We start from the raw sequence: 25,091 nt of genomic DNA on the forward strand, positions 1-25,091 counted from the left end.
ATGCAGAAGGACGGCTCAAAGGAATCCTTGAAGGGGAAATTCCAAAGGGCAGGCTGGGACAATGCATTCCTCTCTCGCCTGCTCAGCCTGTTCTGAAATGCGATTGCCCTGCCGGACATGCGACATCGTCTTGACGCGCCGGCCGCTCTTGCCTATAGAGGCTCTGAATTCGGCGGCACCCATGGTGCGGCCCGTTTCTTCGTGCTGCCGCGTGCATCTCATGCCGCCCGGGACGATGAAACCCGCAAGTTACCGACACTAGCGCATCGTCGCGACAGACAGAGAGAGACGAATATGGCCAACACCCCTTCGGCCAAGAAAGCGGCGCGCAAGATCGCGCGACGCACCGCCGTCAACACCGCACGGCGCAGCCGGGTCCGCACCTTCCTGCGCCGCGTCGAGGAAGCCATCGAGTCGGGCGACAAGACCGCCGCCATGACCGCGTTCCTCGCCGCCGAGCCGGAGATGATGAGCGCGACCTCGAAGGGCATCTTCCACAAGAACACGGCATCGCGGAAAATCTCCCGTCTGTCGCATCGCGTGAAGGCTCTCGGCGAAGCCTGAGAGCCACGGCAGGGATCGGTCGCGGCGCGATCGGCTCCCTCCAGGACATGCTTGAAGGGCTCGGCTTGATCGCCGGGCCTTTTCGATTCTGCCGGCCCACGCCGCAGACCGAGGCTCCTTCATGCGATTCTCCCCCGTCTTTGCGACAGCTGTGCCGCGGCTTTCATCGATTCGTCACGGGGATTGCCGCGGAAGCGGGCACGGGAATCCATCGCGGATTTTACTGCATATATTCCAATGACTTGCAGAAGGTCACTGAGTATATGGAAACAGCCGGCTAACGGCTTTTTCACCGGCCCTTGAGTCAAGCGGGCTGCCTCAATTTTTTCATTTTTATCTTTTGGCGGCCGGGCTGGCGAAGCCGTGCGGGCGCAAGTCACCACAACCACTGGCCTTTACCCTGATGGACCGGTTTGCCCGTTGGGCGAGTCTGCCACACCGGGGATGCTCGCTATGCGATTCAACCGGATCGAGCCTTGCCCGAAGCTGTCGCGTTTCGTATTTTCCCCCTCGAAACAAGTGCGGGGAAAGACGAAGTGCGGGGACAACCGAACTTATCCAGAACATTCGGTCAAGATTCGAGTTGCCGGCGGCTCAGCCCCCAATCGCCTAGAGTTTAAATTCGTCTTCCACAATTTATTCGCAGTTGATCCCGGCGCTGCTGCGCCGTGGGTGCGGTCGACTTCTGTCCGTAACTCGGCAGGAGCAGAGGGAGCTATGGCATGAATGGCAGTTACAAGGGCGACGTCACCGCGAAGGAGTGCTGGTCGGTGCTCGCCGAGACACCCGACGCCCTCCTGGTGGATGTGCGCACGACTGCCGAGTGGAGCTATGTCGGGGTGCCGCAGCTGGCGCCGCTCGGCAAGGCGGCGATCCTGCAGGAATGGCAGAGCTTCCCCTCCATGGCCGTCGATCCGGACTTTGCCAGCAAGCTCGCCCAGCGCATCGAGAGCGAGGGCGGAACCCCGGACACGCCGGTCTTCTTCCTGTGCCGCTCGGGTGTGCGTTCGATCGCCAGCGCCGTGGCGCTGACGCAGGCCGGCTACGCCAATTGCTTCAACGTCCTCGACGGCTTCGAGGGCCCGCCGGACGAAGAGGCCCATCGCGGGCGCTTGGCCGGCTGGAAAGCGGAGGGTCTCCCGTGGGTACAGAAATGACACGGCACGGCGCAGCAATGGCGGCGGCTACGCTGCCGACATGGTCCGGACGGCATGAGGCCGCCCGGACGACGAGTGGAAGCACGAACGATTTCGAGGGCGGCATGGCGAGCGGCGGCACAAGCACTGCGGACATCATGGAGCGGGTGAATGCCCGGCTGAAGGCGCAGCTTGGGCAGGACATCTTCGCCAGCTGGTTCCAGCGCATGAAGCTCGAGGCGCCCGGCAAGGGCGTCTGCCGCATCACCGTGCCGACCGCCTTCCTGCGCAGCTGGATCCAGTCGCATTATCACGAGCTTCTCACCGACATCTTCCGCGAGGAGGTGCCCGGCACCCTGCGCGTCGACATCGCCGTGCGCAGTGCGGTGCGCGGCGGCGGCGTGACGATCCGCCAGCCCCGCGTGGCCGGCGCCAGCGAGCAGGAAACGGTGCAGGCCGTCGCCGGCCGCTCGGCCGTCCAGGCCGCAGATGGCCGGGCTGCACCCCGAGCCGCCGCGGCCCCGGCAGCCCGGCAGATGTTCGACGCGGCGCCTGCCCCGGCACCGACGTTCGGCTCGCCGCTAGACCCGCGCTATGTCTTCGACAATCTGGTCGAGGGCGCATCCAACCGCGTCGCCCTGGCCGCCGGCCGCGCCATCGCCGAGAACGGGCCGCAGTCGGTGCGCTTCAATCCGCTGTTCATCCACGCCGCCGTGGGCCTGGGCAAGACGCATCTGCTGCAGGCCATCGCCAATGCGGCGATCCGCCGGGAGGACCGTCCGCGCGTCGTCTATCTGACGGCGGAGTATTTCATGTGGCGCTTCGCCACCGCGATCCGCGACAATCGTGCGCTCGATCTCAAGGAGACCCTGCGCGGCATCGACATCCTGATCATCGACGACACCCAGTTCCTGCAGGGCAAGTCGATCCAGCAGGAATTCTGCCATCTCCTCAATGCGCTGATCGATTCCGCCAAGCAGGTCATCTGCGCGGCCGATCGCCCGGCCATGGAGCTGGAATCCCTCGACCCGCGGGTCCGCTCGCGCCTGTCCAACGGCATCACGCTGCAGCTGGCCGCGCCGGATTACGAGATGCGGCGCTCGATCATCCGCACCCGCGCCGCGGCCATGCGGGCGGAGGATGCGTCCTTCGACATGCCCGATGGCGTGATCGACACGATCGCCCAGCGTGTCGCCGGGTCCGGCCGCGACCTGGAAGGGGCCTTCAACCAGATCGCCTTCCGCCATTCGCTGGGGCAGCCGCTGTCGGCCGATCATCTGGACGACCTCCTCAGCCAGCTCACCCGGGCCAACAGCGAACGCCGGGTGCGGATCGAGGACATCCTCAAATTCGTCTCGCGCCACTACAACGTGACGCGCACGGACATCCTGTCGGCCCGGCGCACGCGGACCATCGTGCGGCCGCGCCAGATCGCGATGTATCTCGCCAAGACGATGACGCCCCGGTCCCTGCCCGAGATCGGCCGGCGCTTCGGCGGCCGCGATCACACCACGGTCCTCCACGCGGTGCGCAAGATCGAGGGCGAGCGGGCGAAGGACGACAAGCTCTCCGAAGAGCTCGACATCATTCGCCGGATGATCGAGGAATAAGGCACCCCGGCACGGCGCCCGCGCGGCGCCGCTTCGGCGGGAGTTGCCCCGTCCCGCCGCACCGCCTGCGGCGGTTCAGCCTTCCCAAGCGGGCAGCAAATCTCTAAGACCATCGGACCCCGGACCGGGTGCCGTCTCCTGCGGCGTCGGCCCGAACCAAACGGCTTCGTCATGCGCATCATCATCGAACGTTCGAACCTCCTGAAGTCCCTGGCCCACGTCCACCGTGTCGTCGAGCGCCGCAACACCATCCCCATCCTCTCCAACGTCCTGTTGAAGACGGAAGGCGAGGGTCTGCGGCTGAAGGCGACCGATCTCGACCTGGAGATCACCGAAAGCGCGCCCGCCAGGGGCGAGCAGCAGGGCGCGACGACCGTCCCGGCGCATCTGCTCTACGACATCGTCCGCAAGCTGCCGGACGGCGCCGAGGTCAGCCTGACGACCAATGCCGAGGGGACCCAGATGACGGTCTCGTCCGGCCGGTCCAATTTCCGGCTCCAGTGCCTGCCCGAATCCGACTTTCCCGACATCACCACCGGCACGCTGAGCCATTCCTTCAAGCTCAAGGCCGCCGAGCTCGGCCGCCTCATCGACCGGACCCAGTTCGCCATCTCCACCGAGGAGACGCGCTATTATCTGAACGGCATCTACCTGCACACGATCGAGGCCGAGGGCGACCTGCAGCTGCGCGCCGTGGCCACCGACGGCCATCGCCTGGCGCGGGCCGACCAGAAGGCGCCGGCGGGCTCGGAAGGCATGCCGGGCATCATCATTCCGCGCAAGACCGTCGGCGAGTTGCAGAAGCTGCTCGGCGACAGCGACGACGAGGCCGAGATCGCGGTCGAGCTGTCCGACGCCAAGATCCGCTTCACCATCGGCGCGGTGGTCATGACCTCCAAGCTGATCGACGGCACCTTCCCCGATTATCAGCGGGTCATCCCGCAGAACAACGACAAGGCCCTGACGCTGGACCGGCAGACCTTCTCGGCCGCCGTCGACCGCGTCTCCACGATCTCCTCCGAGCGCGGCCGGGCGGTGAAGCTCGCCGTCGCCGATTCGCAGCTCGTGCTGACCGTCAACTCGCCGGATTCGGGCACGGCGACCGAGGAACTGGCCGTCGGCTACGATTCAGACGAGATCGAGATCGGCTTCAACGCCAAGTATCTCCTCGACATCACCAACCAGCTGTCGGGCGAGGAGACGGTGTTCATGCTCGCCGATCCCGGTTCCCCGACGCTCATCAAGGACGGCGGCGACGACGCAACGCTTTACGTCCTGATGCCGATGCGGGTCTGATCGCCGCGACGCGCTTGAACCAGAGCCCGCACGCCGACATCCCTTCTGCCCCCGACGACACGACCCGGCCCGCCGTGCGGCTGAGCGAACTGCGGCTCGCCGATTTCCGCAATTACGACAGCCTGGCGCTGCGCTTCACGCGCAGCTTCGTCGTCTTCGTCGGCGACAACGGGGCCGGCAAGACCAATCTCCTGGAAGCGATCTCGCTGCTGACCCCTGGCCGGGGCCTGCGCCGCGCGACCTATCAGGACGTCGCGCGCAAGGGCGGCAGCGGCGGCTTCTCGGTCCGGGCGGGAATCGTCTCCCATGGCGTGGAGACCGCCATCGCCACCAAGATGATGCCCGATCCGACGGGGGCCTCGGCGCGCAGCGTGCGGATCGACGAGACCGCCGCCAGATCCGCCGACGAACTGCTCGACCTCCTGCGCATTCTCTGGCTGACGCCGGCCATGGACGGCCTGTTCACGGGCCCGGCCGGCGACCGGCGCCGCTTCCTCGACCGGATGGTGCTGGCGGTCGATCCGACCCATGGCCGGCGCGCCGCCGATTACGAGCGCGCCATGCGCTCGCGCAACCGCCTCCTGTCCGACAACCGGCTGGACGAGGCCTGGCTCTCGGGCATCGAGGCCCAGATGGCCGAGCTCGGCATCGCCATGGCGCTGGCCCGGTCCGAGCTCGTCGGCATGCTGACCGGCATGATTGCGCGCACCGGCGCCGGCTCGCCCTTTCCCAGTGCCGGGCTCGACCTGACCTCCGGCTATGACGGCCTCGATCTTGCCCGCCCCTCCGCGGACGTGGAGGACGAGGCGCGCACGCGGCTGCGCGCGGCGCGCTACGGCGACCGGGCCGCGGGTCGCACGCTGGAAGGCGCCCACCGGGCCGAACTGTCGGTCACCCATCTGGCCAAGGCGATGCCGGCGGCCCTGTCCTCCACCGGCGAGCAGAAGGCGCTGCTGATCGGCCTGGTCCTGGCCCATGCGCGCCTCGTCGCCGCCATGTCGTCGCTGCCGCCGCTGCTGCTGCTCGACGAGATCGCCGCCCATCTCGATCCCGGCCGGCGCGCCGCCCTGTTCGACCTCATCGCGGAACTGGGCGTGCAGGCCTTCATGACCGGCACCGATGCCAGCCTGTTTGCGGCGCTGGGCGACCGCGCGCAGATCATGGAGGTGGCGGACGGCAATGTCCGGCCGGCCGCCGCAACCATGAGCGCACCACCGGAGGATTTGCCATGAGCCAGCCCCCCCTTGGCCCCGACGAGCTGGAACGCTACGCCCGCCACATCGTGCTGCCGGAGGTGGGCGGCGCCGGCCAGCAGGCGCTGAAGCGCGCCAGTGTGCTGGTGGTCGGCGCCGGCGGCCTCGGCTCGCCGATCATCCTCTATCTCGCCGCCGCCGGCATCGGCACCATCGGCATCGCCGACGACGACACCGTCTCCCTGTCCAACCTGCAGCGCCAGGTGCTGCACGGCACGGCCGATGTGGGCCGCGCCAAGCTCGACAGCGCCACCGACGCCGTCGCGGCGATCAATCCCCATGTCCAGGTGGTGCGCCACCCCCTGCGCCTCGACCTGGCCAGCGGCCCGGCCGTCGTCGCCGGCTATGATCTCGTCATCGACGGGTCGGACAATTTCGCCACGCGCTATGCCATGGCCGATCTCTGCGAGGCGGCCGCAAAGCCGCTGGTCAGCGCGGCGGTCAACCGCTTCTCGGGCTCGCTGACGGTGCTCAAGCCCTACGAGGCCGGCCCCGACGGCCGCCGCCATCCGGGTTATCGCGACCTGTTTCCCGAGGCGCCGCCGGCCGGCATGGTGCCGTCCTGCGCCGAGGCCGGGATCCTCGGCGTGACCACCGGCGTCCTCGGCACGCTGGCGGCATCCGAAGCGATCAAGCTCGTCTGCGCCATGGGCGAGCCGCTGGTCGGCCGCTTCCTCATGGTCGATCTCCTGACCATGCGGATCGAGGAGATCCGCTACCGCCGGCCGAAGACCGGCTGATCCGCCCGATCGCGGCCCTGCCGGTCCAGGCATTCTGGGCCGGGCGCTCGCCGCCGGCCGCCATCGCATGTGCCGTCTCCCGTGCCGGATTCACCCCCGTCGCGCCGCCGAGCACCGGCCTGGGCACCGACAGGAAGGCGTTCCCGACGATCGGGAAGACGCCGAGCACGACCAGGATCGCCGCGATGACCGTGCCGAATGGCGGCTCGCCATCCCGGTCATCTGGATGACGCCGTTGTTCCGGAGACGGTCGTGTTGGCCATGGTCGCGGCCGGTGCCGCCAGACGCGAAAGGGGCGGCGCCCGTCTCGGACACCGCCCCATCGTCGATGCGTCTTGCCGCCGGAGCGGCGCGTCAGGTCGTCAGAGCGAACGCCGGCGGAAGCCGCCGAAGAGCAGCGACAGGACGAACAGCACGATCGCGACGAAGAAGATGATCTTCGCGATGCCGATCGCGGTGCCGGCGATGCCGCCGAAGCCCAGGACGGCAGCGATCAACGCGATGATCAGGAACGTGATGGCCCAACCCAGCATGGCTGGTACTCCTTTCGATGTTTGTCTGGCTTACAAACGCGCATCCCCGAAAAAGGTTCGCCGCGTCGCCGCCACCACCGAAGGATGGTGAATCGTTCCTGCCCCGCCCGCTCGCGTCCTGCGCGGGCCTGCCCCTAGCGGCCGAGATGGTGGACCTCCTGCAGGCCGTAGACCGGCGTGGGAAGCCCCTCCTGCCGGGCCTTGATCTGCAGCGCCAGATACAGCGAATAGTGCCGCGACTGGTGCAGGTTGCCGCCGTGGAACCACAGGGCCTCGACCTGGGTCGGCTTCCACATGTTGCGCTGCTCGCCTTCCCAGGGGCCCGGATCCTTGGGCGTGTCGGAGCCGAGCCCCCAGACCTTGCCCACCCGGTCGGCGACCTCCTGGCTGATCAGGTCGGCGGCCCAGCCGTTCATCGAGCCGTAGCCGGTGGCGTAGACGATCAGGTCCGCCGGCAGCTCGGTGCCGTCGTCGAGCTTCACCCCGGTCTCGGTGATCTCCTCCACCTGCCCGGCCTTCAGCTTGATCTTGCCGTCGATGATCAGCTGCGAGGCGCCGACATCGATGTAATAGCCCGAGCCGCGGCGCAGATATTTCATGAACAGGCCGGATTCGTCGGCGCCGAAATCCAGCTGGAAGCCGGCCGCCTCCAGGTCGCGGTAGAAGTCGGCGTCGACCTCGCGGATCTTGTCGTAGATGGGGATCTGGAACTCGTGCAGGATCCGGTAGGGCAGCGAGGCGAAGATCATGTCCGCCTTGTGGGTGGTGATGCCGTTGGCGATCGCCTGTTCCGAATAGAGCGCGCCCAGGCCGTGCTCCATCAGCGGGTCGGAGCGCACGATATGGGTGGTCGAGCGCTGGACCATGGTCACGTCGGCGCCGGCCTCCCAGAGCGCGGCGCAGATGTCGTGGGCCGAATTGTTGGAGCCGATGACGACGACCTTGCGGTCCTTGTAGGCGTCGGGGCCGGGATGCTGCGAGGAATGGTGCTGCTCGCCGCGAAACCGTTCCATGCCCTTGAACTTCGGCATATTCGCCTTGCCCGACATGCCGGTCGCCATGATCAGCTGCTTCGGCCGCAGGGTCACCTCTTCGCCGTCGCGCTCGACGACGAGTTCCCACTCGCCCTTCGCCGCGTCGTAGCGGGCACTCTTGGCCGTGGTCTTCGCCCAGTAATTGAGCTCCATGACCTTGGCGTACATTTCCAGCCAGTCGCCGATCTTGTCCTTGGGCGCGAAGACCGGCCAGTTCTTCGGGAAATCGATATAGGGCAAGTGGTCGTACCAGACCGGGTCGTGCAGGCAGAGCGACTTGTAGCGCTTGCGCCAGCTGTCGCCCGGCCGGTCGTTCTTCTCGATGATGATGGTCGGCACGCCGAGCTGGCGCAGCCGCGCGCCGAGCGCAATGCCGCCCTGGCCGCCGCCGACGATCACCGCATAGGGCTGGGTCTCGTAGCCCAGCGTCCGTGCCTCGTCCTCGCGCTTTTCCAGCCAGCTCTTGCGGTTCTTCGCCGCGCCGTGCTCGGCGCCGGCCGGCCGGCGCTCGTGCGAGGGCTCCTCGAAGCCCTTCAGCTCCGTCATCGCGGTCAGCAGCGTCCAGGCCTTGCCGTCCCGCAGGCGCAGAAGGCCCTCGCCGCGCGCCACCTCGGTCTCGAAGACGAACCAGGCGGTGATCACGCCGCCATCCTCGGCAGGGTCCTCCGACAGGGCGAAGCCGCGGGGCCGGATCGCGTCGAGCTGCGCGGCCAGCATGTCGCGGACGCCGGCCGGCCCCTCGACGGTCTTGATGTTCCACGTGAAGGTGACGAGGTCGCGCCAGAAGCTGGTCTGCGCGAACAGGTCTGCCGCGGCGTCGATGTCGCCCGCGGCAAGGGCCGTCTCGAAGTCTGACAGCCAGCCTTCGGCGGCTTTGCGGACGTCGCTGGTTTCGGCCGTTGCCGGCCGCTCGATGGTCTCGCTCATGGTTCCTCCCATTCGCGATTCCGGGCGCTCCGGGCGACCGGCCGCGATCGTTGTCTGGCCGGCCATGCTTCCGCCGGCGTCAGCGTGCGCTGGGCACGTCAGGCAAGGATGACGCGCCAGGTGGGGCGCTGGCAAGATCGGATTGTTTTCGGCCGTGCCACGGCCAAACAGGTCGGACCGAGGCGGTGCGCCGGTGACCGTGCAGCGCGGGGGCGGGCTCTGCCGGTCAGAACTGGCCGGGCAGGATGCGGTCCGGCGGGCGGTGGCCGTCCATTAGCGTGCGGATGTTGATGATCACCTTCTCGCCCATCTCGATGCGCGCCTCGATCGTGGCGGAGCCCATATGCGGCAGCAGCACGACCTTGTTGTCCCGCGCCAGCTTCATCAGCTTGCGGTCGATGGCCGGCTCCTCCTCGAAGACGTCCAGCCCGGCGCCGGCGATCCGCCCCGCCTCGATCAGCTCGACCAGCGCCTTCTCGTCGATGATCTGCCCGCGGGCGGTGTTGACGATGAAGGCATGCGGCTGGATCAGCGCCAGCCGCCGCGCCGACAGCAGGTGGAAGGTCGCCGGTGTGGAGGGGCAGTTCACCGAGATGATGTCCATGCGGGCCAGCATCTGGTCGAGGCTTTCCCAATAGGTCGCGCCGAACTCGGCTTCGGTCTTCGGGCTCACCCTCCGGCGATTGTGATAATGGATTTCCAGGCCGAAGGCCTTGGCCCGGCGGGCGACGGCGGTGCCGATCCGGCCCATGCCGAGAATGCCGAGCTTCTTGCCCGAGATCCGCCGGCCCAGCATCCAGGTCGGCGACCAGCCCGGCCAGGTTTCGCTGCCCAGAAGCCGCGTGCCGCCCTCCACCAGCCGCCGCGGCACCGCCAGGATCAGCGCTAGGGTCATGTCGGCGGTGTCCTCGTTGAGGACATCGGGCGTGTTGGTGACCAGGAGGTTGCGCGACAGGGCCGCCTGCACGTCGATATTGTCGACGCCGTTGCCGTAATTGGCGATCATCTTCAGCCGCGGCCCGGCCTGCTCGATGACGGCCCGGTCGATGCGGTCGGTCACGGTCGGCACCAGCACGTCGGCCTCGCGCACCGCGGCGACCAGGGCCGGCTGCTCCATCGGCCGGTCGGTCTCGTTGAAGCGCACGTCGAACAGCTCGGTCATGCGCTTTTCGATCGGCGCCGGCAGTTTGCGGGTGATGATCACGAGCGGCTTCTCGCGTGTCGTCATCGGCCGCGTTCCTCCCAAAATCAAGACGATATTAACCGAAACGGACGATCATTCGACCTCGGAGCCGAAGGCACTCCCTAGCAAGGCGGCAGCCAAAAACAAAGCGCTGCGCGCCGGGTGACCTACGGCCACTGGAAGACCCGGCGCCGCCCCGCGGCGTGCCCGAGCATCTTGTCGTCTGGAGTTTCTGATGCCGTTCTTCGCCCGTTTCCGCCGTCCGCTCCTGGCGCTTGCCGGCGCCGCGCTGCTCGTCACCGGCACGGCCCCCCTGCCCGTCGCCCATGCCGTCGAGGTCGGGCCGGTCTCGAAGCTGCCGCTGCCGCGCTATGTCAGCCTGAAGGCCAGCCGCGTCAATCTGCGGATCGGCCCGGGCCGCGACTATCCGGTGACGTGGCTCTACCTCAAGGAAGGCCTCCCGGTGGAGATCATCCAGGAATACGAACTCTGGCGCCGCATCCGCGATTCGGAGGGCACCGAGGGCTGGGTCTATCACTCGCTCCTGTCCGGCGACCGCACCTCGATCGCCGCTCCCTGGCTGCGCGGCAAGGCGACGATGATCGACATCCATTCCAGCCCCGCGACCGACGCGCCGCTGGTGGCGCGCATCGAGCCAGGCGTCGTGGCCGGGGTGAAGACCTGCACCGCCGGCTGGTGCGCGCTGAAGGTCGCCGACCGAAACGGCTATGTGCGCCAGCAGGAGATCTGGGGCGTCTATCCCGACGAGCGCTTCGAATAGGACGCCGCGCGTCTGGCCGGACGCACAAGCGACGCGCTTCAACCGTTCGAATCCACGCAACCGGCATCCACCGGCGCCAGACATGCAAAAGCCCGGATCGCCTGATCGATTTGGGCTTTTGCATGTCCGGAAACCGCAGTGGCGGCTCTGCGTTTATTCGGCGGCGCGATCGGCCGACTTCTTGCGGCGCAGGCGCACCACGACGTCGACGTTGACGATCTCCATGCCCTCCGGTGCCTCCGGCAGCCGGTCGAGCCGCAGCCCGCCATCGGGAATGTCGATCATCGAATTGTCGTCCTCGACGAAGAAGTGATGATGATCGGAGGTGTTGGTGTCGAAATAGGTGCGCTGGCCTTCCGCCGAGAGCGGCCGCACGAGGCCGGCATCGGTGAACTGGTGCAGCGTGTTGTACACCGTCGCCAGCGAGACCGGGTCACCGGCCTTGTGGGCTTCCTCGTGCAGTTCCTCGGCCGACAGATGGCGATCGCCGGCGCCGAACATCAGGTTGCACAGGGCCACCCGTTGCCGCGTCGGACGCAGACCCACCGAGCGAAGGCGCTCGAAGACACAGAAGCTCTGGGCGCGCGTGCGGTTTTCCATTGCAGAATGCCACCAGTCTCTTGTTCGTGCGGATGAATTTCGTCCGGATAGGCCCGCAGGCATACCGAAGGGCCTGCGCAACCGCAATATACGTCATCGAACCTCGGGTCACAAATGCCGGCCCGCGGAAATCTCGCCGAGCTGCCGAATCGCGTCTCAGCCGCAGTTCTGGCCGAGTGCGGCGAGCGCGTCGCCCGAGCCGGTCAGCGGCAGGGTGTAGCGCCCGACCGGGCCCGCCACCTCGACGCTGCGCCCCTTGCGCAGGGCCTCGATGAAGCCCGCCTGGCCCGCGAGCGTGCTCTCCGCCACCAGGATCGAGCCCTCCCCGCCGTCGCGGGCGGTCGTCTGGAGGACGAAGGCGGTGTCGTCGACCGTGGCGACCACGGTATGGGGCTGGCCCGCCTGCAGACGGCCGGGAAAGCCGGAAAAGCTGATCGCAAGCTGTCCGGCCGCCACGCAGCGGAAACTCAGCCCGGTGAAGCCCGCGCCCGCCGCAAAGCCGGCCACCGCCCCGTCGCTGCGCCAGGACTGGCCGAGCGCCGGTGCGCCGGCGGCCATCAGCATCGCCGCGCCTCCGCACAGAAGGACGACACGATGGCGAAGAGCGTTCGATAAAGCGGTCATGGCTGGCCTGCATCCTCTCCGGAAATGACCGGCTGCTTCGGGGCGGAAGCAGCTCGGATCGCCCGGTGCTATCGAAATCTGCGCGCACCTGCCACAGATAGGGTCGCGGCAGCGGCGCGTTCCGCCTCACGGGCAGGCCCGCCGCGCCGTGCACAGCCGGACGGTTTCACCTCCGCAGGGGGCGTGGTATGTGCGCAGCCGACATGGGCCCGTGGCAGGGTCGGGAGAACAGGGCGGACACAAGCGATCATGGCGACGAAGCAGACCTCCTACGATTACGACGACCTCATCGCCTGCGGTCATGGCCAGCTGTTCGGCGCCGGCAACGCGCAGTTGCCGCTGCCGCCGATGCTGATGTTCAACCGCATCACCGAGCTCGACGAGACGGGCGGCGAGAACGGCAAAGGCATCATCCGCGCCGAGTTCGACGTGAATCCGGACCTGTGGTTCTTCGGCTGCCATTTCGAGGGCGATCCGGTCATGCCGGGCTGCCTCGGCCTGGACGCGCTGTGGCAGCTCACCGGCTTCTATCTGGGCTGGCTGGGCGAGCCGGGCCGCGGCCGGGCGCTTGGCGTCGGCGAGGTCAAGTTCAGCGGCCAGGTGACGCCCAAGGTCAAGCTCGTCGAATACGGCGTCGAATTTCGCCGCGTCATGCGCTCGCGCCTGAAGCTCGGCATCGCCAATGGCTGGATGAAGGCCGACGGCGAGGTCATCTACCGGGCCAGCGACCTGCGCGTCGGCCTGTTCAGCGACGAGGAAGCGGCGCAGGCCGCCGTCTGATGACGGCGCTCATCCAGGAATCGAGAAGGAGCGGACGATGAAGCGGGTCGTCGTGACGGGCATGGGGATCGTCTCCTCGATCGGCAACGATGTCGACGAGGTGACCGCCTCCCTGAAGGATGCACGCTCGGGCATCACCTTTTCCGAGGAATACAAGGAACTCGGGTTCCGCAGCCATGTCCATGGCCGGCCGACCCTCGATCCGACGACGCTCCTCGACCGACGGGCGATGCGCTTCCACGGCGGCGGCACCGCCTGGAACCATGTCGCCATGGACCAGGCGATCGCCGATGCGGGCCTGGAACCCGCCGACATCTCCAACGAGCGCACCGGCATCATCATGGGCTCGGGCGGCGCGTCCACCCAGACCATCGTGCAGGCGGCCGAGACGGCCCGCGAAAAGGGGCCCAAGCGCATCGGGCCCACGGCGGTGCCCAAGGCGATGTCCTCGACCGCCTCGGCGACGCTCGCCACCTGGTTCAAGATCAAGGGCGTCAACTACTCGATCTCGTCCGCCTGCTCGACCTCCAGCCATTGCATCGGCAATGCCTACGAGACCATCCAGATGGGCAAGCAGGACGTAATGTTCGCCGGCGGCTGCGAGGACCTGCACTGGACCCTGTCGGTGCTGTTCGACGCCATGGGCGCCCTATCCTCGGACTTCAACGACCGGCCGGAGATCGCCTCGCGCGCCTATGACAAGGCCCGGGACGGCTTCGTCATCGCCGGCGGCGCCGGGGTCCTGGTGCTGGAGGAATACGAGCGGGCCCGGGCGCGCGGCGCCAACATCGTCGCCGAGATCGTCGGCTATGGCGCGACCTCCGACGGCGCCGACATGGTCGCCCCCTCGGGCGAGGGCGCGGTGCGCTGCATGCGCCAGGCGATCGGCCATCTCGACGGCCCGATCGACTACATCAACCCGCACGCCACCTCGACGCCGGTCGGCGACCGGATGGAGGTCAAGGCGATCCGCGAGGTCTTCGGCGACAACATCCCGCCGATCTCGGGCACCAAGTCGCTGACGGGCCACAGCCAGGGCGCCACGGGCGTCCACGAGGCGATCTACTCGCTCCTGATGATGAAGCACGGCTTCCTCGCCAAGAGCGCCCATATCGACGAACTCGACCCCGAATTCGAGGGCATGCCGGTCCTGCGCGAGCGGGTCGACAATGCGCGGATCGACCGAGTTCTGTCGAATTCCTTCGGCTTCGGCGGCACCAATGCCTGCCTTGCCTTCCAACGCGTGACCGACTGAGGCTTGGAGAGCACATGGCCGACCTGATGAAGGGAAAGCGCGGGCTCATCATGGGCGTCGCGAACCACAATTCCATCGCCTGGGGCGCCGCCAAGGCGCTGGCGGCGCAGGGCGCGGAGATCGCGCTGACCTATCAGGGCGAGGCCTTCGGGCGCCGCGTGCGCCCGCTCGCCGAGGAGATCGGCAGCAAGCTGATCATCCCCTGCGACGTCGAGGACACCGATTCCCTCGACAAGGTGTTCGAGACGCTGAAGGCGGAATGGGGCACGATCGACTTCGTCCTCCACGCCATCGCCTTCTCCGACAAGAGCGAGCTGAAGGGTCTCTACGCCGACACGACGCGCGAGAACTTCACCCGCACCATGCTGATCTCCTGCTTCTCCTTCACCGAGGTCGCCAGGCGCGCCGCGGAGATCATGACCAATGGCGGGGCGATGGTCACCATGACTTACGGCGGCGCCGTCCGCGTCATGCCGAACTACAACGTCATGGGCGTCGCCAAGGCGGCGCTCGAGGCGTCGGTGCGCTACCTGGCCGCCGATTTCGGCCCGCGCAACATCCGGGTCAACAGCGTCTCGGCCGGGCCGGTGCGCACCCTGGCCGGTGCCGGCGTCTCCGATGCCCGGCTGATGTTCAACTTCCAGCGCCGCAACGCCCCGATGCGCCGCAACACCTCCATCGAGGAGGTCGGCGGCGCCGTCCTCTATCTGATGTCGGAGCTGTCGAACGGCGTGACCGGCGAGATCCACTATGTGGATTCGGGCTACAACATCATGTCCATGCCCTCGCTCGAGGAATTGAAGGCCCAGGAACACCGCAAGGCAGTCGTCGAGGGCGACGAGACCCCCGAGTAGGACGGCGCATCGCGTCGCTCTGCCCGACGGCCGAACCCGGCCGAACACCGCCAAGGCTCCCATCTCAGCAGGCAGCGCGCTCCCGCCGGATCGGGGGCGTGCGCCGTCGCGCCCGAAGATGCCATGGCCGGCATCGAAGGGCCTCTGACATTCTGGTTATCTTTTCTAACTTTCCTGTTGTCTTTTGTAACTAGCCGGGCAAGGATGGCTGACGAAACCCGGAAAGGACGACATGTCATGGCCAGCATGGAACAACGCGCGATACGGGACCTGACGATGCCCGGAACGAAGCCATTCGCGCCGGCGACGCCGCCCGCGCCCTCGCCACGATGGCGGAGGATGTCGTCACCTTCGACCTGGCGCCGCCGCTGCAACTGGCCGGTGCGGAGGCCCGTGACCCCGACGCGCTGGCGGAATGGCTGGCGACATGGGACGGCCCCGTCACGGTCGCCATGCCCGATCCGACGGTGGTCGTGGAAGGCGACATCGCCTTCGCCCACGGCCTGAGCCGGATGCGCGGCACCAAGCGCGGCGAAGGGCCGCTGGACCTCTGGTACCGCTCGACCCTCTGCCTGAAACGCGGTGCCGATGGCTGGTCGCTGCTCCACGAGCACCATTCGATTCCGATGAAGATGGACGGCAGCGGCCGCGCCGCCACCGATCTTCACCCCTGAGTCGGCTCCGCCGCGCCGATCACCGCCACGCCTGCGTCGCCGCGAGCCATTGCCGTGTGCGCGCCTCGGGCTCGGCATGCCGCGTCACATCGGTGACGACCGCCGCGGCATCGGCGCCGGCCGCAAACACCTGCGACAGGTTTTCGACGGTGATGCCGCCGATCGCCACCAGCGGCAGGTCGCCGATCCGCTCGCGCCAGCGCGCCAGCCGGCCCGGCGTTTGCGGCGCCCATGGCATGACCTTGAGCTTGGTTTCCCAGATCGGCCCCAGCGCGACATAGTCCGGCTCGGCCGCCAGGGCGATGGCGAGTTCCGCGTCGTCATGGGTGCTGATGCCGAGCCGCAGGCCGGCGTTCCGGATCGCGGCGCGGTCGGCCTCCGCCAGATCCTCCTGGCCCAGATGCACGAAGTCGCAGCCTTCCTCGATCGCCAGGCGCCAGTGGTCGTTGATCACCAGCGTGCAGCCATGGGCCGCGCAGACCGCCCGCGTCCGCCGGATCGCGTCGCGCAGCGTCGGCGTGTCCATGTCCTTGGCGCGCAGCTGCAGGAGCCTGACGCCGACCGGGACCAGCCGCTCGGCCATCTCCGCGTCGTCGACAATCAGATAGAACGGGTCGAGCCGCGCCCCGGTCATGCCGCACCGCCCAGAAGCGCCTGCCCCAGCATCGGCGTCGAGGGGGCGGCCATGTCGCGCGGCGCCATCGGGTCCGCCTCATAGGCCAGCCGCCCGGCCTCCACGGCGAGCGCGAAGCTCCGCGCCATCGCCACCGGATCGCCGGCCCTGGCGACGGCCGTGTTGAGGAGGACGCCGTCATAGCCGAGCTCCATGGCGGCGGCCGCCTGGGACGGCAGGCCGAGCCCGGCATCGACGATCAGCGTCAATTCCGGAAAATGCGCCCGCAACTGGCGCAGGCCGTAGCGATTGTTCAGCCCCATCCCCGAGCCGATCGGCGCGCCCCAGGGCATCAGCACCCGGCAGCCCGCCTCGACCAGCCGGTCGGCGACCGACAGATCCTCCACCGTATAGGGCAGCACGTCGAAGCCGTCGGCCGACAGGATGCGCGCCGCCTCGACCAGCCCGAACACGTCGGGCTGCAGGGTCTCGGTGTCGCGCACCACCTCCAGCTTGATCCAGTCGGTGCCGAAGATCTCGCGGGCCATCTGCGCCGTCGTCACCGCCTCGCGGACCGAATGGCAGCCCGCGGTGTTCGGCAGGATGTCGCGGCCCAGACCACGGATCAGTTCCCAGAAGGCCTGGCCGGCCCGTGCCGCGCCGGATTCGCGCCGCAGCGACACGGTGACGACACCGGCCGGGGCGGCCTCGATGGCCTCGATCATCACCTGCGGCGAGGGGTAGAGCGAGGTGCCCAGCATCAGCCGCGAGGCAAGCCGCCGACCGTAGATCTCCATGCCGTGCTTCACATTTGCCGGCTCACTTTTGATCACGTCCATCCTCAGCCTCCCTTCATGGGGGCGATGATCTCGATCGCGTCGCCCTCGGAGAGCCGCACCGTGTCGCGCTCACCCTTCGGCACGAAGTCGCGGTTGAGCGCCGTGGCGACGATGGCGCCTTCATAGCCCAGTTCGACGAGCGCGCGGTCGAGGGTCGTGGCCTCGACGCTGCGTTCCTCGCCATTGACGGAAATTCTCATGATGCGTCCCTCAGGGGTTCGGCGAAGATCTCGGCGACGGCCTCCCCGGCCATGGCGGGGGACAGCAGGAAGCCGTGGCGGTAGAGCCCGTTCAGGCTGACCACCCGGGCCTGGCGCGTCACAAGCGGCAGGTTGTCGGCATAGGCCGGGCGCAGGCCGCTGCCGGTTTCCACCAGCTCGGCCTCGGCAAAGGCCGGATGCAGCGCATAGGCGGCATTGAGCAGTTCCACCGTGCCGCGCAAGGTGATGGCGCGGTCGTCGTCGGTCTCCACCATCGTTGCGCCCACCATGAACAGCCCGCCCTTGCGCGGCACCACATAGATCGGCGAGCGCGGATGCAGGAGCCGCACCGGGCGCGCCAGCGACACCTCCTGCGTGCGCAGCAGCAGCATCTCGCCGCGCACCGCCCGCAGGCGGGGCAGATCCGGGCGCGCGGCGATGCCGCGGGTATCGACGATGTGATCGTGGTCGAGGTCGGCGGGCGCGACACGGCTGCCCAGATGCAGGCGTACGCCGCGCCCGCGCAGCCGTTCGGCCAGCGCGTGCAGCGTGCGGCGGGGGTCGAGATGGGCTTCCTCGGCGAAGAACAGGCCGTCGTCGAATCGGCCGGACAGGTCGGGCTCCAGCGCCGCGATCGCCTCGGCGTCGAGACGCTCATGCCCGCGCGTGCGGCGGGCGAAGCGGTCGAGATCGGGCCGGTCGCGCCAAGGTGCCAGCACCAGCGTGCCGTTGCGCACGACCTCGGGAACCTGCCGCGCCCACCAGGCGATCCCCGCCAGCCCGGGAGCGACGATCGCGGGATCGGCGCTCTCGGCTTCGCAATGGGGCGCCAGCATGCCGCCGGCGAGCCACGACGCGGCCCCCAGCCCCAGTTCGGGCGCGGCCTCGTGGACGTCGAAATCGGCGCCCCGCTCGGCGAGTTCCAATGCGGTGACGAGCCCGGCAACGCCGGCCCCGATGACGGCCACGCGCATGGTCAAGCCCCGCCGACGCGTCGGGCGTCGTGCGTACATGCGAACCGGTCGGCCATACTCTCTCCTCGACGCGTCTCGGAGATCCGGCTGATCGACAGGGGAAAGACTGGCGGCGCGCGCCCGCGGCGGGGCGCCTGGCCCGCCAGCTTCCATCCCTCCGCCGGTCTGAACCGGATCAGGTTCGAAGGGTCGCCACGCGCTGCCGCCTCTCGGCGGCCGATGGCCTCTCAGTTCCCTGCCGGAACTCCCCTTGGATACGGCGAATCTGGGGCTCCGGAGCGGCGCTGTCAACGCCGCCGCGCGCCGAGGCGCCTTTCGTCCGACGCAATGCCCGGCACCGGTCTGTCTGACCGAGGCATCGTCACGCGCCCCCCCCATGATGAATGGGCACTCCGGCTCGGTGGCTCGGCGCAGCCGGTTCAGCCCTGCGGCAGCCGGCGCTCGCGGCGGCGGCGCCGCATGCGGACCGCACCGTGGCCGCCGGCCCCGATGGCCCAGCCGAGCCCGAATCCGACCACGGCCAGGAGCAGTCCTTCCACCGTGATCGGCAGCGCCGGGCGATAATCGGCGGCCGCCCGTTCGGCGATTTCCCAGTCCGGGTCGCCGACCGCGACGAAGGGGCGGAACAGGGGCGCCGATTCCGCCACCATCCGGTAGCGGCGCTTGACATCGTCGAACCGCGCGATCGTCTGCCCGGCGTCGGTGCCCTGGCGGGCGACGAAGGCGTCGCGGTTCTCGCGCAGCCGCTCCACCGCTTCGCCACGCGACAGGTCGGAGGCGGCCGCGCTGGCGTCGAAGCGTTCGACGATCCGGCGCAATTCGTCCGCCGCGCCGCCGAGCCGCTGCAGATATTGCTGGGTGAACTCGAGCGACTGGCTGGAGACGAGCCCCAGGAAGAGCGCCGCCACGACGCGGATGACCAGTCCCGGCATACCCTCTCCCTCCCCGCATGGCGGCCCGCCGCCGCCGCCGCTTCGCGCAGCGCCGCGATCATACGACGCCCACGCTGCCTGCGCATCCCGCATCGGCTAACGCTTCGACCTGCCGCTTCGACGCATCATGCGTCCCGGCAAACCGATGCCGGTGTCAGGCCGTGCTGCGGCCCGTGCGCGCGTCAGGCGAACAGTCGCGTCCCGCGCTCGGCAATCGCCCGGAAGCTGGCGGTCACATGGTCCGCCAGCGCATCGGCGACCGCTCCGGCACCGTCGCGGCGCGCCAGCGTCATGCGATAGTCGCCGAGCCGCGGCAGGCCGTGCTCGGCTCCCAGCCGGACGATGTCGCCCGAGGCCACGCTGATCGGCAGCGGCGCGATCGCCAGATCCGCGGCGACCGCGGCGAGCTGGCCGCTGCAGAACTCGCTGCTGTAGGCGACGCGGTAGTCGATCTCCGCCGCGTCCAGCGCCGCCAGCGCCATGCCGCGCCAGGCGCAGCCCGTGTCGGCCAGGGCGAGCGGCAGCGGCCTTTCGGCGGCGGCCAGCCCGCCGCGCGCGCCCACCCAGACCAGCGGCTCGCAATGGATATAGTCCGGCCCGTCCCGGCGCTCGTCATGGCTGAACACGGCCAGGTCCAGCTCGCCCGCCCGGCAGCGGCGGCGCAGCTCCTCGGTGCGGTCCAGGCGGACCTCGACCTCGACCTTGGGATGGGTCTGCGCGAAGCGCTTGAGGATTTCCGGCATGGCGACGACGCCGTTGTCGTTGGGCACGCCGAGCCGCACGCTGCCCTCGCAGCAGATCGAGAGGAAGCGCGAGAAGGCCTCGTCGTTCAGCTTCAGCAGGCGGCGGGCATAGCCGAGGAAGATCTCGCCATCGGTGGTCAGCGACACGCTGCGGGCGTCGCGCCGGAACAGCTCGCGGCCGACCATGTCCTCCAGCTTCTTCACCTGCAGGCTGATCGCCGAGGCGCTGCGATGCACCTGCTCCGCGGCGCGGGAGAAATTGCCGGTGTCGGCGATCGCCACCATCGTGCGGGCGAGGTCCATGTCGAGATTGGGCAGGTTCGGGGACAGCACGGGCGACTCTCTTGTTAGCAAAACTTTCAGCTACCCTTACACCTTCTCGTTTGCCTCATCAATGAGCCTTCCTCATATTTTGGCCATCAGCCATTGGAGGTACTCATGCTGCATCACTCGACCCTGCCCCCGCGCCTCGGCGACGAACGCGTTACGGGCCTTGCCGGCCGCCTGAAGAACTGGACGGTGGAGCGGCGCCGCCAGCGCCTGCGCCGCGACGCCTTCAACACGCTGCTGCATGTCGACGACCACATCCTCGCCGACATCACCGGGCTCACGCGCGAACAGGTCGCGGAAATGGCCCGCCAGCCCCTCGCCGTGGATGCCCTGGACGCGATCTGCCGGCTGCAGGAGCGGGCCTCGGCGCGGCACGGCGCGTCTCGCCGGACCGGTTGAGCCCCGCCAACCCTCACCCCCAACGAAAAAGGCGCGCCCCGCGGGACGCGCCTTTCCGTATGCCTGCGAAGGGACGTGTCGCTCAGGCGGCGTCTTCCTCGCCCTTGCTGATCTCCTGGCCGCTCTCCTGGTCGACGACCTTCATCGACAGGCGCACCTTGCCGCGCTCGTCGAAGCCCATCAGCTTGACCCAGACCTTCTGGCCTTCCTTGACGATGTCAGTCGTCTTGGCGACGCGGTCGGCGGCCAGCTGCGAGATGTGCACGAGGCCGTCGCGCGAGCCGAAGAAGTTGACGAAGGCGCCGAACTCGACGGTCTTGACCACCGTGCCCTCGTAGACCTCGCCGACTTCCGGCTCGGCGACGATCGAGTGGATCCACTTGCGGGCCGCCTCGATCTCCTTGGCCGAGGACGAGGCGATCTTCACCGTGCCGGTGTCGTCGATGTTGATCTTGGCGCCCGTCTTCTCGACGATCTCGCGGATGATCTTGCCGCCGGCGCCGATGACGTCGCGGATCTTCTCGGTCGGGATCTGCATGACCTCGATGCGCGGCGCGAACTCTCCGAGCTCGGCCCGGCTCTCCGACAGCGCCTGGCCCATCTCTTCCAGGATGTGCAGGCGGCCGCCGCGGGCCTGGTCGAGGGCGATCTGCATGATCTCCTCGGTGATGCCCTGGATCTTGATGTCCATCTGCAGCGAGGTGATGCCCTCGGAGGTGCCGGCGACCTTGAAATCCATGTCGCCGAGATGGTCCTCGTCGCCCAGGATGTCGGACAGCACCGCGAAGCGCTCGTCTTCCTTGATCAGGCCCATGGCGATGCCCGCCACCGAACGCTTCAGCGGCACGCCCGCATCCATCAGCGCCAGCGAGGTGCCGCAGACGGTCGCCATCGAGGACGAGCCGTTGGACTCGGTGACCTCGGAGACGGCGCGGATCGTGTAGGGGAACGCCTCGGCGGCCGGCAGCATCGGGCGCAGGGCGCGCCAGGCCAGCTTGCCGTGGCCGATCTCGCGGCGGCCGGGCGAACCCATGCGGCCGGTCTCGCCCACCGAATAGGGCGGGAAGTTGTAATGGAGCAGGAAGCGCTCCTTATAGGTGCCGGTCAACGCGTCGACGAACTGCTCGTCCTCGCCGGTGCCGAGCGTGGCGACGACCAGCGCCTGGGTCTCGCCGCGGGTGAACAGCGCCGAGCCGTGGGCGCGCGGCAGGATGCCGGCCTCCGAGACGATCTTGCGGACCGTCTTCAGGTCACGGCCGTCGATGCGGCCGCCCGTGTCGAGGATGTTCCAGCGCACGATCTTGGCCTGCAGCGCCTTGAAGACGGTGCCGACCTGCTCCTTGGAGTATTTGGTCTCCTCGGCGTCCTCCGGCAGGAAGTGGCCGGTGACCTTCGCCTTGACCGCGTCGACGGCGACGTAGCGCTGCTGCTTGTCGGTGATCTTGTAGGCGTCGCGCAGCTCGCCCTCGACCAGCTGCAGCATCTCCGCTTCCAGCGCCGAATAATCGGCGGCGATGTGCTCGCGCGGCTCCTTGGCGGCGTGCTCGGCCAGCTTGATGATCGCGTCGATCACCGGCTGGAAGCCGCGATGGCCGAACATGACGGCGCCCAGCATGACGTCCTCGGCCAGCTCGTGGGCCTCCGATTCCACCATCAGCACGGCGGCCTCGGTGCCGGCGACGACCAGGTCGAGCTTCGACTCGGCCATCTCGTCGACATGCGGATTCAGCTTGTACTCGCCGTTGATGTAGCCGACGCGCGCCGCGCCGATCGGACCCATGAAGGGCACGCCGGACAGCGTCAGCGCGGCCGAGGCGGCGACCAGCGCCACCACGTCCGGGTCGTTCTCCAGGTCATGCTGCAGCACCGTCGTGACGACCTGCGTCTCGTTGCGGTACCCTTGCGCGAAGAGCGGGCGGATCGGGCGGTCGATGAGGCGGGAGACCAGCGTTTCCTTCTCGCTCGGCCGGCCTTCGCGCTTGAAGAAGCCGCCGGGGATCTTGCCCGCGGCAAACGTCTTTTCCTGGTAGTTCACGGTCAGCGGGAAGAAGTCGAGGCCGGGCTTGGGCTGCTTGGCCGACACGACGGTCGCCAGCACGACGGTCTCGCCGTAGGTCGCCAGCACGGCGCCGTCGGCCTGCCGGGCGATCTTGCCGGTCTCGAGGGTGAGCGGACGTCCCGCCCAGTCGATTTCCACCTTATGGGTATCGAACATGGTCTTGCCTTTGCATCCTGCGCGCCGCACGCCATTCGAGGCGTCGCGTCCGCGCGTTGAGGGTTCGGAACCGCATCACGGGCAAGACGACGGGAGGCTTCGCGCAAGGGGCCAGGGGGGCAAGATGGCGGCTGGCCCGCTCGTGGCTCCGGAAGCATCCGGCAATCCTGCCCCGTGACCGTTCGAAGGGTCGGACCGGCCGGGCCTGATGAAGGCTCGCCTGGTGCCGGGGCATGGCCGCCCCATGGGGGAGCGGCGAAACGGCCGGCCGAAGGGCGTGTCGCCCCGGCCCGCCGGTCGTGAAGCTGTTAGCGGCGCAGTCCGAGACGGCCGATCAGGGTCTGGTAGCGCTGCTCTTCCTTCGACTTCAGATAGTCGAGGAGGCGGCGGCGCTGGGAGACCATCTTCAGAAGGCCACGACGCGAGTGGTTGTCCTTCTTGTGGTCCTTGAAATGGTCGGTGAGGTTGGTGATCCGCTCGGTCAGGATCGCCACCTGGACTTCCGGCGAACCGGTGTCGCCCTCCTTGGTGGCATAGTCCTTCATGAGCTCGGCCTTGCGCTCAAGCGTGATCGACATCGGATTCCCTTTCTTGGAAATATGAGGGTTTGGGGTCGCCCTGGCCGGGATGTCGTCCAGCGAGGGCCATGAACAGCGCGGGCACAGGCCCGGCGCTGCGGCGCGTATACGCCATCACGGACCGGAAAGCTAGATGCGGGGGATGGGGTGGACTCCCCACCGTTTAGCAAGTGGGTTTCGTGGCGTGATTGGCATCGAACTCAGTCCCTGCAGCAAGCATGGCGCATGCGACGGCGAGAAGGCGATCGGCGATCGGCGATGGATCTGAGGGCGCGGCGTGGTTGTGACCTCGCTTCCTGAGAGCTTCGTATTTGGCTCGGCTCACCGGGTCGTGCTGAGTTGCCACGCGGGCCCAATGGTAGACGGCATTGCGCAGCCGGCCGTCTGCGGCTTGGCGCATGACGACGATGCGGCTTTTGCCGGAACGCCCTGGGGACGGGCGCGACACCGGACAAGCATCGCAAAGCCTGGTAGTCTCGGCGTCGCAGGGCTTCGTAGGCTTCTGCGAGCAGCGTGGCGGCGACGATCGTTCCGACGCCCGGCAAGGTTCGCAGGATCGTCACGTCATGCTGCTCAGAAGTCTGCCCCGGCTTGGTCTCCCCCGATTGGGCGAGGCGGGCTGTCAGGCGGTCGAGCCGGTCGTCGGCGCCTGCGATCTCCCGGTTGACGAGCTGGAGCCGCTTGGCGACGGACTCGAGGTGGTCCGTCGCCGCCCTCACAGGGATCGGCAGGCACTGCGGTGGCTCGAACGTGACGGAGGAGATCGTCATGGACGACGAGCAATCGAACTGGTTCGTGGGCGTCGACTGGGCATCGCAGACGCACCATGTGGTATTGATCGATGCCCGCGGCTGCAAGGCCGCCGAGCGTGGCTTTCCTTATGGCGGCGCTCCAAGGCGCAAACTCCCCACGAGGCATCCACCGCGGCCTCCCGCCGGGGCACAGGTCCCCCCGGGTGTTCACGACACAGGGGGCGATGGGTTGCTCCCGGCAGGCTGGCCCGATCCGAGCAGCCTATGACAAAGCCGGCCGGATCACCATGAGGGGTACAGGGGCGGCATCGAAGCATCATGCAGACCGCCCGTTTGATAAACCCAGCATTACATGCCAATGCAACGGAACCAGTGCTTGGCCTGTCGCTTCTCGCGACGTTGGAAATGTTGTTAATCAGGCGGCATAATAATCGAACGTGCCATGGCCAAGACTGTCCTCGCTCCTATCAATCCCGATGTGCTCGCATGGGCGCGACGTAGCGCCTGCGTGCCTGCCGAGGAGGCGGCCAAAGCTGCAGGTGTCTCTGTCGAGCGCCTCGGCGCTGGCGCTCGAAGATATCGAGGTGGCGATCGGCGAGGCCGAGGAGGCCGAAGCCCAGCGCAAGAAGGCGGCGGCCAAGCCCGAGCCAGAACGCACTCGCCGCCAGCCGC

25 protein-coding genes, 1 pseudogene and 1 riboswitch are annotated in these 25,091 nt (G+C 68.2%); of the genes and pseudogenes, 12 read left to right on the forward strand and 14 right to left on the reverse strand.

Features of this window, described 5'->3' with window-relative positions; translation table 11 throughout:
• Positions 1 to 294: 294 nt before the first annotated feature.
• The 6 genes from rpsT (at position 295) to moeB (ending at position 6,599) form a co-directional block, all read left to right on the forward strand.
• The gene (rpsT, locus tag VQ042_RS19975) at positions 295 to 564 is read left to right on the forward strand and encodes a 30S ribosomal protein S20 (RefSeq protein ID WP_331822064.1); all 270 of its coding nucleotides are present in this window, start codon (positions 295 to 297) and stop codon (positions 562 to 564) included.
• Between the two features lie 722 nt (positions 565 to 1,286).
• A complete protein-coding gene (locus tag VQ042_RS19980) occupies positions 1,287 to 1,721 on the forward strand; it encodes a rhodanese-like domain-containing protein (protein ID WP_331822065.1) in 435 nt (144 codons plus the stop codon).
• Positions 1,722 to 1,738: 17 nt separating this feature from the next.
• Entirely contained in the window at positions 1,739 to 3,310 is a 1,572-nt protein-coding gene (gene dnaA / locus VQ042_RS19985; protein ID WP_442880145.1) for a chromosomal replication initiator protein DnaA, read from the forward strand.
• A gap of 171 nt (positions 3,311 to 3,481) precedes the next feature.
• On the forward strand, positions 3,482 to 4,606 hold the full coding sequence (gene dnaN, locus VQ042_RS19990) for a DNA polymerase III subunit beta (RefSeq protein WP_331822066.1): 1,125 nt from the start codon (positions 3,482 to 3,484) through the stop codon (positions 4,604 to 4,606).
• 14 nt (positions 4,607 to 4,620) lie between these two features.
• On the forward strand, positions 4,621 to 5,838 hold the full coding sequence (gene recF, locus VQ042_RS19995; RefSeq protein ID WP_331822067.1) for a DNA replication/repair protein RecF: 1,218 nt from the start codon (positions 4,621 to 4,623) through the stop codon (positions 5,836 to 5,838).
• The gene (gene moeB, locus VQ042_RS20000) at positions 5,835 to 6,599 is read left to right on the forward strand and encodes a molybdopterin-synthase adenylyltransferase MoeB (protein ID WP_331822068.1); all 765 of its coding nucleotides are present in this window, start codon (positions 5,835 to 5,837) and stop codon (positions 6,597 to 6,599) included. The genes recF and moeB overlap by 4 nt, the downstream gene beginning before the upstream one ends.
• Before the next feature lie 362 nt (positions 6,600 to 6,961).
• Here moeB and VQ042_RS20005 read toward each other — a convergent pair whose 3' ends face one another.
• The 3 genes from VQ042_RS20005 to VQ042_RS20015 form a co-directional block, all read right to left on the reverse strand.
• Positions 6,962 to 7,132, reverse strand: coding sequence for a DUF1328 domain-containing protein (locus VQ042_RS20005; RefSeq protein WP_331822069.1), 171 nt, complete (start codon positions 7,130 to 7,132; stop codon positions 6,962 to 6,964).
• A gap of 134 nt (positions 7,133 to 7,266) precedes the next feature.
• Entirely contained in the window at positions 7,267 to 9,093 is a 1,827-nt protein-coding gene (locus VQ042_RS20010; protein WP_331822070.1) for an NAD(P)/FAD-dependent oxidoreductase, read from the reverse strand.
• 226 nt (positions 9,094 to 9,319) lie between these two features.
• Positions 9,320 to 10,321 (reverse strand): 2-hydroxyacid dehydrogenase, encoded by a 1,002-nt coding sequence (locus tag VQ042_RS20015; protein WP_331822071.1) that lies wholly within the window; start codon positions 10,319 to 10,321, stop codon positions 9,320 to 9,322.
• A 190-nt stretch (positions 10,322 to 10,511) separates the two neighbouring features.
• On the opposite strand from VQ042_RS20015, the gene VQ042_RS20020 reads away from it, so the two are divergent.
• Complete coding sequence (locus VQ042_RS20020) at positions 10,512 to 11,057, forward strand: SH3 domain-containing protein (RefSeq protein WP_331822072.1); 546 nt, start codon at positions 10,512 to 10,514, stop codon at positions 11,055 to 11,057.
• Between the two features lie 153 nt (positions 11,058 to 11,210).
• On the opposite strand, the gene irrA is transcribed toward VQ042_RS20020, so the two are convergent.
• A complete protein-coding gene (irrA, locus tag VQ042_RS20025; RefSeq protein ID WP_331822073.1) occupies positions 11,211 to 11,657 on the reverse strand; it encodes an iron response transcriptional regulator IrrA in 447 nt (148 codons plus the stop codon).
• Positions 11,658 to 11,813: 156 nt separating this feature from the next.
• Positions 11,814 to 12,281, reverse strand: coding sequence for a hypothetical protein (locus tag VQ042_RS20030; RefSeq protein ID WP_331822074.1), 468 nt, complete (start codon positions 12,279 to 12,281; stop codon positions 11,814 to 11,816).
• Positions 12,282 to 12,530: 249 nt separating this feature from the next.
• On the opposite strand from VQ042_RS20030, the gene fabA reads away from it, so the two are divergent.
• The 4 genes and pseudogenes from fabA to VQ042_RS20050 all read left to right on the forward strand — a co-directional run.
• On the forward strand, positions 12,531 to 13,061 hold the full coding sequence (gene fabA / locus VQ042_RS20035; protein ID WP_331822075.1) for a 3-hydroxyacyl-[acyl-carrier-protein] dehydratase FabA: 531 nt from the start codon (positions 12,531 to 12,533) through the stop codon (positions 13,059 to 13,061).
• Positions 13,062 to 13,098: 37 nt separating this feature from the next.
• Positions 13,099 to 14,316, forward strand: coding sequence for a beta-ketoacyl-ACP synthase I (gene fabB / locus VQ042_RS20040; RefSeq protein ID WP_331822076.1), 1,218 nt, complete (start codon positions 13,099 to 13,101; stop codon positions 14,314 to 14,316).
• Positions 14,317 to 14,330: 14 nt separating this feature from the next.
• The gene (gene fabI, locus VQ042_RS20045) at positions 14,331 to 15,170 is read left to right on the forward strand and encodes an enoyl-ACP reductase FabI (RefSeq protein WP_331822077.1); all 840 of its coding nucleotides are present in this window, start codon (positions 14,331 to 14,333) and stop codon (positions 15,168 to 15,170) included.
• A 290-nt stretch (positions 15,171 to 15,460) separates the two neighbouring features.
• Positions 15,461 to 15,844, forward strand: a pseudogene (locus VQ042_RS20050) (YybH family protein); the annotation flags it as partial.
• A gap of 19 nt (positions 15,845 to 15,863) precedes the next feature.
• Here VQ042_RS20050 and VQ042_RS20055 read toward each other — a convergent pair.
• From VQ042_RS20055 to VQ042_RS20080, 6 genes are all read right to left on the reverse strand, one after another.
• Positions 15,864 to 16,478, reverse strand: coding sequence for a thiamine phosphate synthase (locus tag VQ042_RS20055; RefSeq protein WP_331822078.1), 615 nt, complete (start codon positions 16,476 to 16,478; stop codon positions 15,864 to 15,866).
• Positions 16,475 to 17,254, reverse strand: a complete 780-nt coding sequence (locus tag VQ042_RS20060; protein ID WP_331822088.1) for a thiazole synthase — start codon at positions 17,252 to 17,254, stop codon at positions 16,475 to 16,477. The genes VQ042_RS20055 and VQ042_RS20060 overlap by 4 nt, the downstream gene beginning before the upstream one ends.
• 44 nt (positions 17,255 to 17,298) lie before the next feature.
• Positions 17,299 to 17,496 (reverse strand): sulfur carrier protein ThiS, encoded by a 198-nt coding sequence (gene thiS / locus VQ042_RS20065; protein ID WP_331822079.1) that lies wholly within the window; start codon positions 17,494 to 17,496, stop codon positions 17,299 to 17,301.
• Positions 17,493 to 18,470 carry a glycine oxidase ThiO gene (gene thiO / locus VQ042_RS20070; RefSeq protein ID WP_331822080.1) on the reverse strand — a complete coding sequence of 326 codons (978 nt, stop codon included), beginning with the start codon at positions 18,468 to 18,470 and terminating at the stop codon, positions 17,493 to 17,495. The genes thiS and thiO overlap by 4 nt, the downstream gene beginning before the upstream one ends.
• A 135-nt stretch (positions 18,471 to 18,605) precedes the next feature.
• Positions 18,606 to 18,731, reverse strand: a riboswitch (TPP riboswitch).
• Positions 18,732 to 18,889: 158 nt separating this feature from the next.
• Positions 18,890 to 19,402, reverse strand: a complete 513-nt coding sequence (locus tag VQ042_RS20075) for a DUF2937 family protein (RefSeq protein ID WP_331822081.1) — start codon at positions 19,400 to 19,402, stop codon at positions 18,890 to 18,892.
• Between the two features lie 182 nt (positions 19,403 to 19,584).
• Positions 19,585 to 20,478, reverse strand: a complete 894-nt coding sequence (locus VQ042_RS20080; RefSeq protein ID WP_331822082.1) for a LysR substrate-binding domain-containing protein — start codon at positions 20,476 to 20,478, stop codon at positions 19,585 to 19,587.
• Positions 20,479 to 20,583: 105 nt separating this feature from the next.
• Between VQ042_RS20080 and VQ042_RS20085 the strand changes: the two genes are divergently transcribed.
• Positions 20,584 to 20,874 carry a hypothetical protein gene (locus VQ042_RS20085; RefSeq protein ID WP_331822083.1) on the forward strand — a complete coding sequence of 97 codons (291 nt, stop codon included), beginning with the start codon at positions 20,584 to 20,586 and terminating at the stop codon, positions 20,872 to 20,874.
• An 82-nt stretch (positions 20,875 to 20,956) separates the two neighbouring features.
• Here VQ042_RS20085 and pnp read toward each other — a convergent pair whose 3' ends face one another.
• The 3 genes from pnp to VQ042_RS20100 form a co-directional block, all read right to left on the reverse strand.
• Positions 20,957 to 23,089: a polyribonucleotide nucleotidyltransferase gene (gene pnp, locus VQ042_RS20090; RefSeq protein ID WP_331822084.1), complete on the reverse strand. Its 2,133-nt coding sequence runs from the start codon at positions 23,087 to 23,089 to the stop codon at positions 20,957 to 20,959.
• 308 nt (positions 23,090 to 23,397) lie between these two features.
• Positions 23,398 to 23,667 (reverse strand): 30S ribosomal protein S15, encoded by a 270-nt coding sequence (gene rpsO, locus VQ042_RS20095; protein ID WP_331822085.1) that lies wholly within the window; start codon positions 23,665 to 23,667, stop codon positions 23,398 to 23,400.
• 200 nt (positions 23,668 to 23,867) lie between these two features.
• Positions 23,868 to 24,437 carry a transposase gene (locus VQ042_RS20100; protein WP_331822086.1) on the reverse strand — a complete coding sequence of 190 codons (570 nt, stop codon included), beginning with the start codon at positions 24,435 to 24,437 and terminating at the stop codon, positions 23,868 to 23,870.
• Between the last annotated feature and the right edge of the window lie 654 nt (positions 24,438 to 25,091).

The organism is Aurantimonas sp. A2-1-M11 (genome assembly GCF_036549475.1).
Taxonomy (GTDB): Bacteria; Pseudomonadota; Alphaproteobacteria; order Rhizobiales; family Rhizobiaceae; genus Aurantimonas.